The sequence below is a fragment of the Streptococcus suis genome (genome assembly GCF_902702775.1).
Classification (GTDB): domain Bacteria; phylum Bacillota; class Bacilli; order Lactobacillales; family Streptococcaceae; genus Streptococcus; species Streptococcus hashimotonensis.
The window spans coordinates 1,884,811-1,901,036 of sequence record NZ_LR738724.1; the positions used below are offsets into that span (position 1 = coordinate 1,884,811).

A 16,226-nucleotide genomic window follows, 5' to 3' on the forward strand; every position below is an offset into this window, starting at 1 on the left:
TAGTACAAGGCAACGAGTTGCAGACAGTACTGGAGTACGGCAAAACGAGTTAACGATGTAATAAAAGATAAACTGACGGACGAAAGACATTCCAAAAAGCCTCCCGTGTTGGCTCTTCAACCGCCCGATGATCCTTTTCTTCTTCTTTTCTGATGATTAGTGACATCTTATCTCCTTTTGATTATCCTATTCTACATAAGTCGTCATCACACAAAAAGGAATACATCTTTGCAAGAAATATCCCTTAGAATCTAGGCTCTCATTTCCAATTGATAAAATAGCTAGGACTCCTGTCCCTGTATGAGTGGCAATAACTGGTCCTAATTCTGTCAATAGAACATCAGAAACACGGTCGTCTTCCAATAAACTAGATTTGACGCCCTCTGCCACCTCAATATCACCCGTATAAGCAACCATGACTGTAGAATGATCCAAGTTGTCCAAGGTCAGGTTCAGCATTTCTCTGATTCCTTTTTTGCGACCACGGATTTTAGCAATAGGCACAAGTTTCCCTTCTACATCTAGCGAAAGCAGAGGTTTGATATTCACTAAGCCACCAATAAGGCCTGCTGTTTTCGATAAGCGACCACCACGCACCAGGTGGTTAAGGTCATCGACCAAGAGGTAGGTCCGTAAGCGCGGCACCAAATCTTCTACGATTGCCTTAGTTTCCGCCAAAGTCTTACCCTCAGCACGCGCCTCAACGGCCTTCATGACCAAGTAGCCTTCTCCAATGGTCGCTGCCTTTGTATCAACGATGGTGATAACTGCTTCTGGATATTGATCCATAACCATATCTCGTGCAATGACTGCACTCTGGTAGGTCCCTGAAAGAGCTGCTGAGAAAGCAAGATAAAGCACCTCTTGACCTTCCTTGGCTGCTGCCTCAAAAACTTCTTCAAACTGACCAACATTGACCTGACTGGTCGTAGGTTGACTGCCAGAAGCCATTTTCTCCAGCAAATCTGCTGAGGTCAAGCGGTTTTCACCGACTGTTTTATAAGTCACTCCGTCTAGGTTAATGGTCAAACCAAGCACGGTCACATCGTTTTCTTGGAACCAGCTGATTGGCAAATCCGATGTCGAATCGGTTACGATTGTAAATGTCACTCTTTCATTTCCTCCATCATTTCTCTTAAGGCTTGAAAATTCCCATCTGACCAGGGATTGAGCCGTGGGGTGTAGAGCTCTACCTGATCCACAAACTTGTCCAAGTCCTTTTTGATGACCCTGGTTCTTTCCTCCAACTCACGCGCCGAAACCCGTAAGGCCCCTTGTGAAAAGACCACCCATTGTTCGTTGAGATCGCTGGTTGCGACGAAAACCTGCTTGCGTCGGTCACTATTGAGCTGGGCACTGAGTCGTTCGATGTAGCTATCTGCCGTCTCTTCCTCCTCTGTAAAAATGACCGATACCTTGTATTCGTCATACTGCTGGCGAAGACCTGGCACATGATGGGCATCAAAGACACAAATCACCTCAATCTGTTCAAAGGCTGCGTAGTGAGACAAGGTGCGAAGTAAGGTCGTTCTGGCCGCATCCAAGTCTCCCTTTTTAAAATCTTGCTTGGTGGCCTGCCAAAAGGCAATCATGTTGTAGCCATCTACAATGAGAACTTTTTCTTTCATTTAGATTTTCTTCCGAAATACCTCATACATCAGCACAGCTGCTGCTACGCTGGCGTTGAGAGATTGGACATGGCCCTTCATAGGAATGGTAATCATCTCATCCACCTGCTTTTTGATATTACTGGAGATGCCCTTGCCTTCGTTACCAATAATAAGAGCTAGTTTGCCAGCCGTATTCCACTTGTGGCTTGGGGTTCCGTTCATATCGGTACCAAATACCCAGAAACCAGCCTCCTTGAGCTTGTCGAGGGTTTGGCTAAGATTGGTTACTCGGGCGATTGGGACATGGGCCACCGCACCTGTGGAGGTCTTAGCCACAACAGGCGTCACGCCAACTGCTCGGTGCTTGGGAATGATGATGCCTGCTACCTGAGTCGCATCTGCGGTCCGTAAAATCGAGCCCAAGTTGTGGGGGTCTGTCAGCCCGTCCAAGATGAGAATGAGAGGATTTTCTTCCTGCTCTGCTTTTTCTAGAATTACCGAAAGGTCTGCATAGGCAAACTCGGAGACCCGCAGGACAAAGCCTTGGTGGACGGCGCCTTCTGTCATGTCAGACAGGGTCTTTTTCGGCGTCCAAGAAATCGACACCTTCTTCTCTGCCGCCAATGCCTTGATTTTTTCTACATTTTTTCCGCGCAAATCATCCTGAATGTAGAGTTTGTTGCCGGTGTTGGCCTCCAAACTCTCCACTACAGCATGTACGCCATATACGATATCATTTTGTTCCATAAGAGTATTATAGCATAGGTTGACTGAAAATAGGCACTCACTATATCACAGCTGAAAAACTTGACCTCCTTACCAAACCATGGTATTCTGTTATCTATCATTTGTCCGTACAAACGGACACAAAAAGGAGAATGTATGACACTTATTTTGGGAATTGTGGCAGGGCTGATTCCCTTTGCTATTGGTGGTTTATGGTATGGTTTGATTTTCCGTGATGCTTGGATTGAAGCCTCTGGCATTGACATGGCCAAGGTAGAAGCTGACAGTCAGGCTGGGAAAAATGGCCAGAAGGAAATGATGATTGCCTTGGCGATTGAAGTACTGACTGCTGTTGTGGCGATTTTCTTCATCAAGACCCTTGATGTTTCACCACTCCACGCAGCTGGCGGCATGGGTGTGATTGCAGTCCTTGCTTCATTGAAGAACTATGTCTTTGAGCAACGCCCTCTTAAACTCATCCTCATCAACGAAAACTACAAACTGGTCTGCTATTTGGTAGTCGGAATCATTGCCTTGTTTGCATAAAGTCAACCCTCCTAACCTTAGGAGGGTTTTATGGTACAATAAAAGGAAGACTAAGACTAAAGGAGCCCCCATGTCCCTCTCCCTCCGAACGATTAAACTGATATTTGCCACCGTTCTGGCCATTTACCTAGCGACCGCCCTGGGTTTGTCCTATGCGACGGCAGCTGGCATCATCGCCATTCTCAGCGTCCTCGACACCCGCAAGTCCAGCTTCAAAATGGCCCGCAACCGCCTCTTTTCCACCCTCCTGGCCCTGACCATAGCCGTCCTGACCTTCGCCCTCTTTGGCTTTGGCATCTGGACCCTAGGCATTTACCTGGCACTCTACGTCCCTCTAGCCTACAGATTCAACTGGGAGGCTGGCATCGCCCCCTCGACCGTCCTCGTCACCCACCTCTTGCTAGAGCAGGATATTTCGCTGATTTTTTTGGGAAATGAGCTGGCGCTTTTTCTGATTGGGGCAGGACTGGCACTCTTGTTTAACCTCTATATGCCCTCGCAAGAAAAGAAAATCGAGGCCTACCACGACCAAGTCGAAGACCTGCTCAAGCAGATTCTCCTCCGCTTTGAAGCCTTTCTGCTCAACGGCGACGGACGAAACGAGGCAGCATTGATTACGCAGCTGGATAAGACCTTGGACGAGGCCCTCAAAGTCGTCTATCTAGACCGCCACAACCAGCTCTTCCAACAGACCAACTACCAGGTCCATTACTTTGAAATGCGAGCTGCACAAAACAAAATCCTGCGGACCATGGCAGGAAATATCAACAAGTGTTTACTGGAAGGCAGAGAAAATGTCATCCTGTCCAGCCTCTTCGAGCGAGCAGCCCAGCAACTGAGCCGAGAAAACTCCGCCAAGGAACTGCTCCTAGACATCGAACTCTTCCATGCCACCTTCCGCGAGCGACCACTGCCACAAACCCGAGAAGAATTTGAAACCCGTGCCACCCTCTTCCAACTCCTACACGATATGGAAGCCTTTATTCGCCTCAAGGTTGAATTTTATGAGGTTTATAAAGATGAAGATGAGGGTAGTGAAAAAGGAAATTAAAATGAATCGCAATTTTTACTTCTATCTTTCAAAATTGATGTGCCTCTGTAAATAAATATCTATGACTACTATATTATACGGAGGGACCATGACTATTATTACTTATGCACTGATTCTCGGTATTTCAACAAGTATCGATTATTTCCTAATTTTATTCCTTTTATTTTCACAGGCAAAAAAACCAGGTGAAAGACGCACAATCTATCTTGGACAACTACTTGCTAGTTTTATACTCATTCTCTTAAGTTCGACCCTTAGCCAAGTTGCCAATGTTTTTCTAGCTGACTGGATCCTTGGTCTGCTCGGCTTCGTCCCTATTCTACTAGGGGTTAGAATCCTTTTTGAAAACGAAGCAGAGACAGAGATTCCTGATAGCAAAATCGGACTACTATCTATAATTTTTATTTCATTAGCATCGGGAGTAGATAATTTAGGAATATTCACACCCTATTTTACAACTTTAAGTACCTTAGAAACGTTCTTAACTGCTGGCCTGATCTTGCTAGAGACAGTCGCCATTTGCTACCTAGCAGAAAAATTTGGGAGTCTCCATAGCATTTCTGAATTCATAGAAAAATATGAAAAAATGATTCTTCCAACCATTTTTATCATATTAGGAATCTACATTTTATTCGAATTCGGAACAATGACCTACCTACTGCAATTACTAACATAAGAAAAAGAACCGTCAGTTTAAACCGACGGTTCTTCTATTTTCCCATGAAATTCATCCAATACTTGGTTATGCAAATGCACGAAAGATATACCCATCATGACCGTATTCCCTGCGACTGCAATGATAAATTCCTCCTTGGAGGACACCTTCCCTAGCCAAAAACCGCCAGATTTTCATCTGACGGTCAGGTGTTTTATGAACAAATTATAAAAGATTAAACAATGGCTTGATCTGTTTCATCATCAAAGAAATGAGCTTTGTTGAGGTTGAAGGTCAAGCGCACCTTGTCTCCTGGATTGTGGTAATCACGCGCATCTACACGAGATACAAATTCTGTATTTCCTACTTTAGAGTATAGCATGGTTTCCGCACCAAGAAGCTCTGAAACGACAACTTCTGCTTCCACGATAGAAGATGGATAAGTGTCCAACTCCAATTGTGAAGCTTTAATGTCTTCTGGACGGATACCCAATGTAAATGATTTACCGTTGTAACCTTTTTCTTCCAAGTGCTTGCGACGACCTTCTGGAAGATCTACTTTGAAACCATCTCCAACAAGCACACCCTCTTGAAGAGTCACTGTAAAGAAGTTCATTGCAGGACTACCGATGAAGCTGGCAACAAATTTGTTTACAGGTTTATTGTAAAGCTCTTCTGGGCTACCAATTTGTTCGATACGACCGATTGTACCTGTACCTGCTTCATTCTTAGTCGCAGACATAATAACAATACGGTCAGCCAAGGTCATGGCTTCTGTTTGGTCATGCGTTACGTAGATCGTTGTTGCACCAATACGACGGTGGATTTTAGCAATCTCTGTACGCATGGATACACGCAATTTGGCATCCAAGTTTGACAAAGGCTCATCCATCAAGAATACTTTTGCATCACGGACAATGGCACGACCCATGGCAACACGTTGGCGTTGACCACCAGAAAGGTCAGCAGGTTTACGTTGCAAGAATTCTGTCAAGCCAAGAATTTGTGCTGCTTCTTCCACACGTTTTTTGATTTCATCCTTGCTGTATTTACGCAATTTCAAACCGAAAGCCATGTTGTCAAATACAGTCATGTGTGGGTAAAGGGCATAGTTCTGGAATACCATGGCAATATCACGGTCTTTTGGTGCCACATCATTCATCAACACACCGTCGATGTAAGCTTCACCTTCTGTAATATCTTCCAATCCAGCAATCATACGAAGAGTAGTTGATTTACCGCATCCTGAAGGACCTACGAAAACAATAAACTCTTTATCTTTAATATCTAGATTAAAGTTTTCAACGGAATAATGCTCGCTATTTGGATATTTTTTATAAATATTTTTTAAATTAAGTTGAACCATGTTCAAGCCTCACTTTCTTTGATAGTTTTATTGTAAATGAAAGCGTTTTATTTTTCTAGGTCAAGGTGAACAAAAAGAACACAATCTTTTGTACAAGTTGCACAAAAGACTGTGTTACTGAAATAGTTGACTTTTCAAAAATTCGATGGGCCCTTTGGGATTTTCAGTAAAAAAGGGACGAAGCGATGGGCGGCATTCTCAAAGGCTACAATGCTTTTCTCATCATTAGCTCCTATTAGATACTTAAATCCATGATAACCATGTAGCAAACTGCCAAATCCGTCAATTCCTTGAGCTGTAATCCCGTCCAATCAAACCATTTGTCCAAGCGATACTGCAACGTATTTCGATGGATATAGAGAGACTGGGCTGCCTTGGTTATGACCGCACCTTCTTGCCAAAGAGCTACAATTTCCTTTTCTAGCTGCTGGTGGGCAATCAAACTAGCAAGTCCTTCTCTCAAAACGGGGTGAAGTTGACCTGCCCAAAGATAGAGCTGACCGAAGGTAAGCAACCGTGATTGATGGTGGCTGCTTCGCCAATGGTGAAAAAGGGATTGTTCAGCTTCGATTAATTGTGGCCAAGAGTGTACCAATTTGGCTGGCCAGATTTGACCTAAAAACAATGTAATTCTCAGACCAAAATCGAACTCCATGGTAGCAAGGGTATCACGCAGTATTTCTTTGACATCAAAAAGAGGTGCCTGATGTAGAATGAACAGGTAATCCTGTCCATTGCCTGTATAGTAGCCTTGGAGATTGGGGAGGAGTTTGGCCATCATATCAAGCCAGGCTACCTTTCCATCTTCATCGGATACATGGCCTACATGAGCATGAATAACCTGTAGCTTTTCCAAGTTTTGCGGAAGAGGACCTCCCCCTTGGAAATAGCGTCCCCAAGGATGACCTTGTTCTGCGCTCAAGTCATTCATCAGCAAGTCAATCAGTTCGATTTCTCGATCTGTCAAATCCTTGCGTTCGATGGAAAACCAAGTATGATCAGCCAGAGGCAACTGGATACTTGCTCCGTTTTCTGCCTCTTCAAATACAAGCCTTCCTTTTGGAAATAGGTGCTGCAATTCTTCCCTTTTGCTCATCTCGCCTCCATCTCATTCTGTCTGTAATTGACCGATTTTCTGTCGGTAATTTTTGGGAGATTCCCCACAAATGCGTTTAAAAATCTTATAGAAGTAGCCCACATTCGTGTAACCAACTTGAAAACAAATTTCTTCGATTCCCAACTGACTGTTCAAAAGAAGCTGCTGTGCTACCTTGATTCGCTGATGATTGAGCAATTCTGCAAAAGTATGCCCAGTCTCTTTTTTGATAAGTTGACCTAGGTAAACCGTATTTAGGTAGAGATGGGCACTCATATCTTTCAAAGACAGTTCCTCTGCAAAGCGTTCACGAACAATCGTAACAACTTCCTGTACATGAGGACTGTAAGTGGAACTCTCGGAAAATTTTTTCAGATAATGACAAAAATACTCCATTAGTTGATGTAGATCTCGACTTGCTTCTACCTTTACATAGAAATCTTCCAAGCGCTGATGGTCTTCTTCATTAAAATAGTAAAACACATCCGACATCATCTGATTAAAAAATTGTTTTGTTAGGTAGACTGCCGGAGTGGTTTCTCGCAATTTATCAGCCAAATGTGGTAAAACATCAACGATTTTTGCCAATTTTCCTGCACGTAGAAGCGGTTCCATATCTTTATAGAGTTCTGTGGTAGTAGCCGTTAAATCTTCTGATAGTTGCCTATAAAATAAGCGCCTCTCTACCTTATCAATCAACTGCCGTATGGTCATCGTCGGGGTAACTTCTTCTGTATATAGACTACCCTCTAGTCGACTTTCTGTCAACTGAAAATAGTAGACTTGATGCAAAATATTTTTTTCACGACAGTAGCCCATTGGGTTTGGAGTCTCTCTAGCGGCAAACCATGTTTTCTGGGAGTGACTTAATAACTCACTCGCTGTCAGGGTTCCTGCCAAGAATCCCCTGGTATATTCCCTATCTGTCTCTTTCTTCAACGTTGGTAGCTGTTGGAGCAGCTTAGCCAGTTCTTGTTTATTGATGGGCTTAAGGAGGTAATCCATTGCCCCGAGGGAGATAGCTTTACGGGCATATTCGAATTCTTGAAAGCCTGACATGATGATAATGTGGGTATCAGGCGATTGTTCTTTCATTCGTCGAACCATTTCTAGGCCTGTCATATCTGGCATGCTGACATCGGTTAGGACAAGGTCCACAGTATGCTGTGAAAAATAATCCAGCGCTTCTTCGGCGTTCTCTGCCGTATAAACAATCTCGACATTGTATTCATGATAAGGGAGAAGATGCTTCATCCCTTCCAAAATCATATATTCGTCATCAACTACTAACATCTTATGCATCATGCTCATCTCCTCGGGGGAAGATACCTTCAAATAAGATTGAATAGGTCACCCCTTCCCCTTCTTTAGAATCTAATTCTATCTGGTAACGGTCTCCAAAATAGAGAAGTAACCGCTCGTGAACGTTTCGTAATCCGATTGATTGTGACCGATTTTCTTGCGACAGTTCTCGACTTGCCAAGAGCTGTTTGTAGGCTTCTAGGGTTTCTGCGTCCATTCCCTTACCATTATCTCTGATGAGAATTTCCATATCCTGTCCATGCTTGAGAGCTTTGACACTAAGCGCATTGTCTTTTCGTTTGAGGTCTACTCCATGAACAAAATAATTTTCTACCAAAGGCTGGATTACAAAACGAGGAATTTCAACCCTTTCGCACCCAGGATCCATTTGATAGGCATAGGCAATGGAACGAGGATATCGGATTTGACAAATGTAGCTATGTTTTTCGCAAAATGAAAGTTCTTCTGCCACCGTTGTCATTTTTGCCTGTGTCACACTACTGCGAAGCAAGCTTGAAAATTCATAAATCATATCCCCTAGCTCATCCATCTGCTTGCTGACCGCATACATACGGAAAAATTCCAAGGTATTGTAGAGAAAATGGGGGTTAATCTGGGCTTGTAAGGCTCGCATATTGGCATCTTTCTGAGCTAACTGCAAGCGATATATGTCTTGAATACTCTGGTCCATAGCATCCAGCATCTGATTGATTTCTGATGAAATAAGATACATTTCCTGCTCTTTATTATCCGTCTGTAGACGAAGATGCCTGTCTTCGCCACGAATCTGTTGCATGGTATCAACAATGTCCAGTACTTGAACTTCATATCGTTTAAACACCCTTCTCAGGACCAGTAGTAAAAGAGCAACGAGGCAACTACTTCCTAGAAAAATGATTCCGACTAGGCTGCCAACTTTTTCAATAGCATGCTGCTGGTCAACCCCAACTGCAATTTGCAAATCCCCACTCATTCGATAGGAGAGCGGAGGCGAGGCAACATCTGGTCTCAGACTATAAAATTCCCGATCCAGAGAATCTTGAACTCTAACGGTCATGGGGAGATCCGTCTTACGTTGAATATATTGTTCGAGCAAATCCGCATCGATGGTGACATAGATGGTCGCAATACCTTCTGTTGTCGACGGAGAAAATAAGGTCATCGAGATACTATGTTGCGGAGCCTTGTAATTTTCGGCCGTGACCTTTTTACCAGACTTTAAGTCAGAGGTAGAAACAAAGACAGTATTTGCATCCATCGGAGCAATATCGACTCCTTCTACGAAGGGATAATAGAGATAGAGAGTGCGAACAGAATCCTGCAAGGAAATCCGTTTGACCATCAGGTGAGGGTGACTCAGTAACCAGACCTGGTACTGAGAAGGAGATAATTGAAAATAGTGATAAAGACTGTCTAGACGATCCTTGTCCGTAATGTAGTCTGCTAGATAATTCCCAACCCGTCCTTGATAATAATCCAACTCCTCTTTTAGACCATCTGCTACTTCCTGTTGAATGCGGATACGATTGGTGTCATACTGATACCAACTGATGTAGGAAAGAATACTGGCAAAGAAAATGACAATCCCAATCACTAATAAAGAATAACTTTTCAAAAGAGTATGAATTAAAACTTTTTTCATAAGTAATCCTTGTCAACTTGCTTGTACACTGGATCAAAGGCATCATAGAGAAATAAGAGCCATAGGACCGGTAGGAAGAAGAATAAAATCAAGGGAAGCTTGAATAGCATGAACCCACAGACGAGACTGCCTAACAAAAATTTGACCAGGGCTTTCCAATCAAGAAAAAGCGAGACAGCTGCCAACTGTAAGCCTGTTTTTAGACTAAATTCAAAATGTACTTGAAGTTTTAAAAAGAGAGCATAGAGCGCAAAAACATAGAAAAGACCAAAAGCATTTGTAATAAGAACTGCTGGCATCCACCAGGTCTGGGGCAATTGAATCAGGAGCCAAATGCCGCTAAATAAAAGACCAATCAATACGAGGACAAGACCGAGGCCAAGGTTAAGCCGAATAAAATGCTCTTTAAAATAGCCAAACGCCTCTCGAAAATTGTACTTAGATGCATCCATATGATAGTTATCGTAGAGGTAAAGTATCGTTCCATTTGCTGGTGAAATGCCCAGCAATACGCCTCCTAGCAATAGAAGAACCAAATAGATGGCACTCAATTTCATGAGGAAGAAAAGAAGAGTAAAAAGCCTGTCTAACCACCCTAACATTGTATATTCCTCCTTTTTTATCTATTTTATCAAAAATCGGTGCTTTTTGTATATATTAACATAAAACAAATGCAAAAAGGTTGGATGTTGAACCCAACCTCTTTTCACACTTCATCACCTGTATCGAATTATTTATTTGCTAAAAACGCATCGTATTGTTTTTGCATTTCTTCTTTTACTTTTTTGTAGGATTCTTCTGCTTCCAATTTTTTCAGCATTTCTGGAACAGCAACATCAGGATCCACAGTACCAGTATTGATACTTGCTGCATATTGGCTCATGATATTTTGGATACTTGTAATTTCAGTCTTAACTGCATCAGCATTGAAGTTGAAGCCAAGAAGTGGAGACTCTTCTGCACCTGCCAGCAATTCTTCTGCTTTTTTCACATCTTCATCTGTTACCTTGTCAGTGATGTACAGAATTTGGCTGTTACCTGTGTTCCAAGCTGACATACGAGTATCGCCTTTGTAACCATCCAACAACTTAATACGATTTTCAGCACTTGGGTCTTTTTCCCAGTTGACTCCCTCTGGACCAAATACCAAGCCGTTCAGCAATTCTGGATTTGTATTGATAAGAGTCAATACTTCCATAGCTTTTTCTTTGTTCTTAGATGTTTTTGAAATGACAAAGTTTGCTACTTGGGTAGAGCCGCTTGTCTTATAGGCAGATGTGATTGGTTTAGAAGTAATCTTATAGCCTGCAACTGTTGAAAGGAGGCTATCACCAAAGTCAGCTGGTCCTTGTGTTTCTTCACGAACGAACCAGTTTGCTACATCAAGTGAGAAGGTTGCATCAGTAGTCGCTGCATCTGCCATAATGTAGCCAGCCTTATAGTATTTGTGAATGGTACGAAGGTTATTCATGTGACGGTCCACTTCAAATGGGTTTACCACTTTTGTAGTGTCGCCTTTCAAGTCGATAGCAAATGGTAACTCATTTCCAGCTGGATATTCCAAACCGTCTGTTGATGGTTTGCTAGATTTTACCCAGGCAAATGGTGTCACATCTGCTTCTTTTTCTTTGATGGTTGCCAACATGCTTTCCACATCATCGTAGCTATCTACTTTGGAAATGTCAAAACCATACTTATCAACCATGTCTTGGTTGAAGGAAAGCATCTGTTGACTAGCTACGTTACCGATGACAGGGACTGCGTAGATTTTTCCGTCGATGGTATTTCCTTTGATGTAGGCAGGGTCAATAATGTCATAGAGAGCCTTGCCTTCTTTCTTGTAAAGTTCTGTTAAATCAGCATAAGCTCCTTTTTGCGCATTGATAATATAGTTGTCTGCAAAGGCAATATCATATTCCTCACCAGATGAGGTAATAATGGCCATTTTATCCTTATAGTCACCCCATGAGATATACTTGATGTCTAGATGGGCACCTGCTTCTTTTTCGATAATCTTATTGGCATTTTCCAAAAGAACATCAATGTTTTTCGGTGCGTCTCCGATTTGATACATGAGGATGTTTGTCAATCCATCTTCTGTTGTAGCGCTACTTGATGCGGTCTTATTTCCAGTCAGACTACCACAAGCGGCAAGGGCAGCTGCGGACGCAAGTGTCACGCAGGAGTAGGCAAATTTTTTCCATGTTTTCATTTGGCTGTTCCTTTCTATTTTTTAGATAATGAAGTATGGAATACGATTGTTAAGCTAGAGTGATGTCTCTACTCCTTGACTCCGCCAATTGTCAAACCTTTGACAAAGTAACGTTGGAAGAAAGGATAGAGACAGGCAATTGGTAGAGTCGATACGACCACAATAGCCATACGTGTTGCTTCTTTTGGAAGGGCCCCTGCAACTTCTGATGACATAGCCGCTGCCGCGGCAGCATTTTCAGAGAGATATTGAATGTTTGCTTGAATTTTCATCAGCAGGTATTGGAGGGGGAAAAGGTTATCGCTCTGGATATAGAGGAGAGCGTTGTACCAGTCATTCCAAAAAGCAAGGGCTGTAAAGAGAGCGATGGTTGCGATACCTGGTAGGGTTAGTGGCAAGCAGATTTGGAAGAAAATCCGAAATTCACTGGCCCCGTCAATCCTGGCGGATTCGATAATAGACTCAGAAATAGTCTTTCTAAAGAAGGACCTCATCACCATGATATTGAAAGGAGACAGCAGCATGGGTAGAATCAAGGCTGCCACTGTATCTTTGAGATTTAAAAACGAGGTCATGACGATATAGGTTGGAATGGTCCCTGCGCTAAACAGCATGGTAAAGAGAGCCATCAGGGTAAAAAATCGTCTGTATCTGAAACTGTTTCTCGAAATGGCATAGGCGTAAAGAACGGTGAAGAAGACATTCAAACTCGTCCCTACAATGGTCACAAAGAAGGTGATAAAGAGGGCTTGGAGAATCTGATCTTTCAATTGAAAGAGATATTCATAACCTGCCAAACTCCATTGCTCTGGCCAGAAAGAATAGCCGTTGATAGCCAAGCTTGTCTCATCTGTCATAGAAATGATGATAACAAATATGAAGGGAAGGGTACAGGATAGGGCAAATATCCCTAGTAAACTTGAGAAAAATAGATCTGTTTTCTTACTAAATGAATGAATAGAAACAGAAGTGATTTGTTTCTTTTTTTTCATACTCCCCTCCTAGAATAAGGCTGATTCCTTATCAAAGCGACGAACAATCAGGTTGGTCACTACCACCAAGATACAGCCGACAACAGATTGATAGAGGCCTGCCGCGATAGCCATACCGATGTCCCCTGTTCCTGCAATTCCACGATAAACATAGGTATCAAGGACTTGAGTCACATTGAAGAGAGGACCTGAATTTTTCGGAATTTGATAGAAAAGGCCAAAGTCTGCTCGGAAAATATTTCCGACAGCCAGAATCGTTAAAATAGTCATCAGAGGCATTAACTGAGGAAGGGTGACATAGCGGATGCGTTGCCACTTGGTCGCTCCATCCACAATCGCAGCTTCATAATAGGTTGGATCAATGCCCATAATGGTTGCATAATAAATAATACTGTTGTAGCCCAAACCTTTCCAAATTCCTAAGAAAAGCAAGATGAAGGGCCAATAGGTCGGTGTGCTGTACCAGTTGATAGGATCCATCCCCATTCCTTTGAGAATATTGTTTATCAATCCTTTATCTGGACTCAAAAATGCGTAAACGAAGAAACTGATAATGACCCAAGAAAGGAAATAAGGGAACAAGGTTGTGGTCTGGTAGATCTTTACCAGCTTCTTCGACCGCATCTCACTAAAGATAATGGCAATACCTACTGCAAATATTAGCCCTAACACGATAAAACCAAGATTATATAAGATGGTATTTCTTGTGATGATATAGGCATCGGATGACTGAAATAGAAATTTAAAATTATCCAATCCTATCCACTTACTTTGTATGAGGCTATCCCAAAAACCGTTACCTGTATGGCGATAGTCCTTAAAAGCAATCACATTGCCAAATACTGGAATATAGAAAAATAGAATGAGCCAGATGACTCCTGGCAATACCATTAGGAAAAAAATGGCATTTTGTTTTAGATTTTTTATGAGGTCTTTCATCATAGCTCCTTTCTATTATGAACCTTTACATTATTAGTTTACTCCTGATTGGGCCAACTGTGAATTGCCACATTATAGGCAAAATTCTACAAATTATAGGTGTATATAACAACCGATATATCTTCTGTAAAAAACAAAGAAAATCTGGGTTGCTAATCAACATTTGCATAAAAAATCGAGCCCTTTCGAGCTCGAATATCACTAGGTTGTGTAGATGGTTGAAGCCGTCGCAATAATCTGCCATTGGTTGGCAGTTGTCGCACGAAAACCCTTGTCCTGATGGAAGTCATCGTAAGGGAGAATAGCCACTTCTAGTTCATCTAGTTTAGGCACTTCATTGTTCAGATAGGCTTGCAACCGCTGGATTGCTCGGCGAATGCGGGCATCCAAGCCCCCTAGGCGAATGTCCACCGTATCCAGACCAAACACCTTCTTCTCTACCATCCATTGGTAGCTGAGCGCCTGATAGAAGCTTTCTAGGTCTATCCTAAGCTGCTGCAAACCGTCAACTTGCTCTGCCAAGACCTGACGATTTCCTTCCTGGTAGGCCTGACGAATACCTGCCGAAATTGCCGCCTTGGTCGCCAAAACCTGACACAACTTAGCCTGAGTATCAAAGAGATAGGCATAGCCCTTGGATCGGCTTCCAATCTCTGCCAATCTAGGCGCTAATTCTTGATAAAAGGCACTATCTTTTTCGGCATCAATATGCTCTTGCAACAAGGGGCAGAGAATATCCTGATACAAGATGTAGCGACTAGGGTTGAAACCGTGATGACCTGGACCTGGGTGGCTAGGTGTCTTATTTGGTAAATCCAGTTGCAGGAAGTCATCTAGGGAAACTTGGTGTAGTTGATAGAAATGCTCAGCCAGACAGTCCAAATTTCCTCGGTACTGGAGTTCTGCCCAAGCATGAAGACTCGGCAAGATCGAGAAGGTGGCACATTCCCCACCATTATCTCCCCAAGCGGTCACCGTCACTTCTTGGACACCATATTCTTGGCAGGCAGCATGGGCTTCTGGTGCAATCCGCATACTGAAATCATTATCAGGAGTAAAACCAATCCACTTCCAAGCCCCACCAGCAAAAGCAATCTGTTCTCCCAACTGCTGATGACTTACTAGTTTTTGAGCATAACTCTCACGACTGGTCTGATAGTAATCCCAATAAATCAAGGTCACTCTGTCCTTGAGACGATCCAAGTAAGCCTGAATTTCCGAGTCAATTTCCAACTGACCAGTATAATCCTTACTCGCTGTCAACAACTGGAAGAACATATCACTCCACATACTACAATGGAAACCATACTTGTCAGCAATATCCAAGACCCGTTCCAAGTGTTGACACATAATCAGACTTCGTTTCTGATAGCCATGCTGATTGAGGTATTGCCCCAGCCCAACCAAGTGAGCCTCATCCATACCGATGTTAATGGTTCGTGTTTTCAGATAGGACAAGGCCTCAAACATCTTATCAATCAAGGCATAGGTCCTCTCATCCCCAATCAAGAGAATATTGTCCACATCTCGAATGGCCTGAATAGATGATATATTCCACTTGAGGTAGGCAATCAGATGGGCCAAGGTCTGGATACAGGGAATAAATTCCATACCGTAACGGTGGCACTCCTCCTCAATAGCCTGCAATTCTTCTCTTGTATAGGCCCCTCGGAAATAGCCAAAATAGGGTTCCTCACGCAGTTGGTAGGTATCTTCCATATAAAGTTGGAAATGGCTGTAGCCCATCAAGGCCAGTTGTCTAATCAAGATCTTACTGGCTTCAACCGTCAGGACAGCATTTCGAGAACAATCTTCCATAAAACCGAGTTGACGGTAGGCAGGTCTTTCCTGGATCTGTATATCAGTCTCGCCCTGAGCCAACTGACTGGCCAAAACAAGCAAGCCTCTATAAATCATGTGTTCTTTGGGCGCACGGATACGGTAAGAACCTGCTGAACCTTCAATCCGCAAACTCTCCTTGCCATCGACTTCAAGTTCTAACTGGCAATCCAAACCCAGCCCAGAACAAATCTCTTCCAAGCCCCCCTCCGACTGTTGTAACGAATGGTTTATTTGTAACATCATCATT

The 16,226-nt window shown here is 42.9% G+C and carries 14 protein-coding genes and 1 pseudogene; 3 read left to right on the top strand and 12 right to left on the bottom strand.

Features of this window, described 5'->3' with window-relative positions; all coding sequences use genetic code 11:
• Positions 1–255: 255 nt before the first annotated feature.
• From GPW69_RS09155 to rlmB, 3 genes and pseudogenes are all read right to left on the bottom strand, one after another.
• Positions 256–1,110, bottom strand: a pseudogene (locus GPW69_RS09155) (DegV family protein); the annotation flags it as partial.
• On the bottom strand, positions 1,107–1,628 hold the full coding sequence (locus GPW69_RS09160) for an NYN domain-containing protein (RefSeq protein ID WP_074391648.1): 522 nt from the start codon (positions 1,626–1,628) through the stop codon (positions 1,107–1,109). The pseudogene GPW69_RS09155 and the gene GPW69_RS09160, both read right to left, overlap by 4 nt.
• Entirely contained in the window at positions 1,629–2,357 is a 729-nt protein-coding gene (gene rlmB / locus GPW69_RS09165) for a 23S rRNA (guanosine(2251)-2'-O)-methyltransferase RlmB (RefSeq protein ID WP_074391647.1), read from the bottom strand. It lies immediately after the preceding gene.
• Between the two features lie 135 nt (positions 2,358–2,492).
• On the opposite strand from rlmB, the gene GPW69_RS09170 reads away from it, so the two are divergent.
• From GPW69_RS09170 to GPW69_RS09180, 3 genes are all read left to right on the top strand, one after another.
• Positions 2,493–2,882 carry a DUF1761 domain-containing protein gene (locus GPW69_RS09170; RefSeq protein WP_074391646.1) on the top strand — a complete coding sequence of 130 codons (390 nt, stop codon included), beginning with the start codon at positions 2,493–2,495 and terminating at the stop codon, positions 2,880–2,882.
• A 70-nt stretch (positions 2,883–2,952) separates the two neighbouring features.
• Positions 2,953–3,933 carry an aromatic acid exporter family protein gene (locus GPW69_RS09175; RefSeq protein ID WP_074391645.1) on the top strand — a complete coding sequence of 327 codons (981 nt, stop codon included), beginning with the start codon at positions 2,953–2,955 and terminating at the stop codon, positions 3,931–3,933.
• 88 nt (positions 3,934–4,021) lie between these two features.
• Positions 4,022–4,609 (top strand): cadmium resistance transporter, encoded by a 588-nt coding sequence (locus GPW69_RS09180; protein WP_074391644.1) that lies wholly within the window; start codon positions 4,022–4,024, stop codon positions 4,607–4,609.
• Between the two features lie 214 nt (positions 4,610–4,823).
• On the opposite strand, the gene GPW69_RS09185 is transcribed toward GPW69_RS09180, so the two are convergent.
• The 9 genes from GPW69_RS09185 to GPW69_RS09225 form a co-directional block, all read right to left on the bottom strand.
• Entirely contained in the window at positions 4,824–5,954 is a 1,131-nt protein-coding gene (locus tag GPW69_RS09185; protein WP_002938838.1) for an ABC transporter ATP-binding protein, read from the bottom strand.
• A 235-nt stretch (positions 5,955–6,189) separates the two neighbouring features.
• A complete protein-coding gene (locus tag GPW69_RS09190; RefSeq protein WP_074391643.1) occupies positions 6,190–7,050 on the bottom strand; it encodes a helix-turn-helix domain-containing protein in 861 nt (286 codons plus the stop codon).
• Between the two features lie 12 nt (positions 7,051–7,062).
• On the bottom strand, positions 7,063–8,355 hold the full coding sequence (locus GPW69_RS09195) for a response regulator transcription factor (protein ID WP_171841471.1): 1,293 nt from the start codon (positions 8,353–8,355) through the stop codon (positions 7,063–7,065).
• Positions 8,345–9,994 carry a sensor histidine kinase gene (locus tag GPW69_RS09200; RefSeq protein WP_074391642.1) on the bottom strand — a complete coding sequence of 550 codons (1,650 nt, stop codon included), beginning with the start codon at positions 9,992–9,994 and terminating at the stop codon, positions 8,345–8,347. Before GPW69_RS09200 ends, GPW69_RS09195 begins: the two co-directional genes overlap by 11 nt.
• The gene (locus tag GPW69_RS09205; protein WP_024384125.1) at positions 9,991–10,596 is read right to left on the bottom strand and encodes a DUF624 domain-containing protein; all 606 of its coding nucleotides are present in this window, start codon (positions 10,594–10,596) and stop codon (positions 9,991–9,993) included. Before GPW69_RS09205 ends, GPW69_RS09200 begins: the two co-directional genes overlap by 4 nt.
• 128 nt (positions 10,597–10,724) lie before the next feature.
• On the bottom strand, positions 10,725–12,206 hold the full coding sequence (locus GPW69_RS09210; RefSeq protein ID WP_024384126.1) for an ABC transporter substrate-binding protein: 1,482 nt from the start codon (positions 12,204–12,206) through the stop codon (positions 10,725–10,727).
• Between the two features lie 68 nt (positions 12,207–12,274).
• Entirely contained in the window at positions 12,275–13,198 is a 924-nt protein-coding gene (locus GPW69_RS09215; RefSeq protein WP_012027800.1) for a carbohydrate ABC transporter permease, read from the bottom strand.
• Positions 13,199–13,207: 9 nt separating this feature from the next.
• Positions 13,208–14,137 (bottom strand): ABC transporter permease, encoded by a 930-nt coding sequence (locus GPW69_RS09220; protein WP_012775341.1) that lies wholly within the window; start codon positions 14,135–14,137, stop codon positions 13,208–13,210.
• A gap of 201 nt (positions 14,138–14,338) precedes the next feature.
• Entirely contained in the window at positions 14,339–16,222 is a 1,884-nt protein-coding gene (locus GPW69_RS09225; RefSeq protein ID WP_044681289.1) for a beta-N-acetylhexosaminidase, read from the bottom strand.
• Positions 16,223–16,226: the final 4 nt, after the last annotated feature.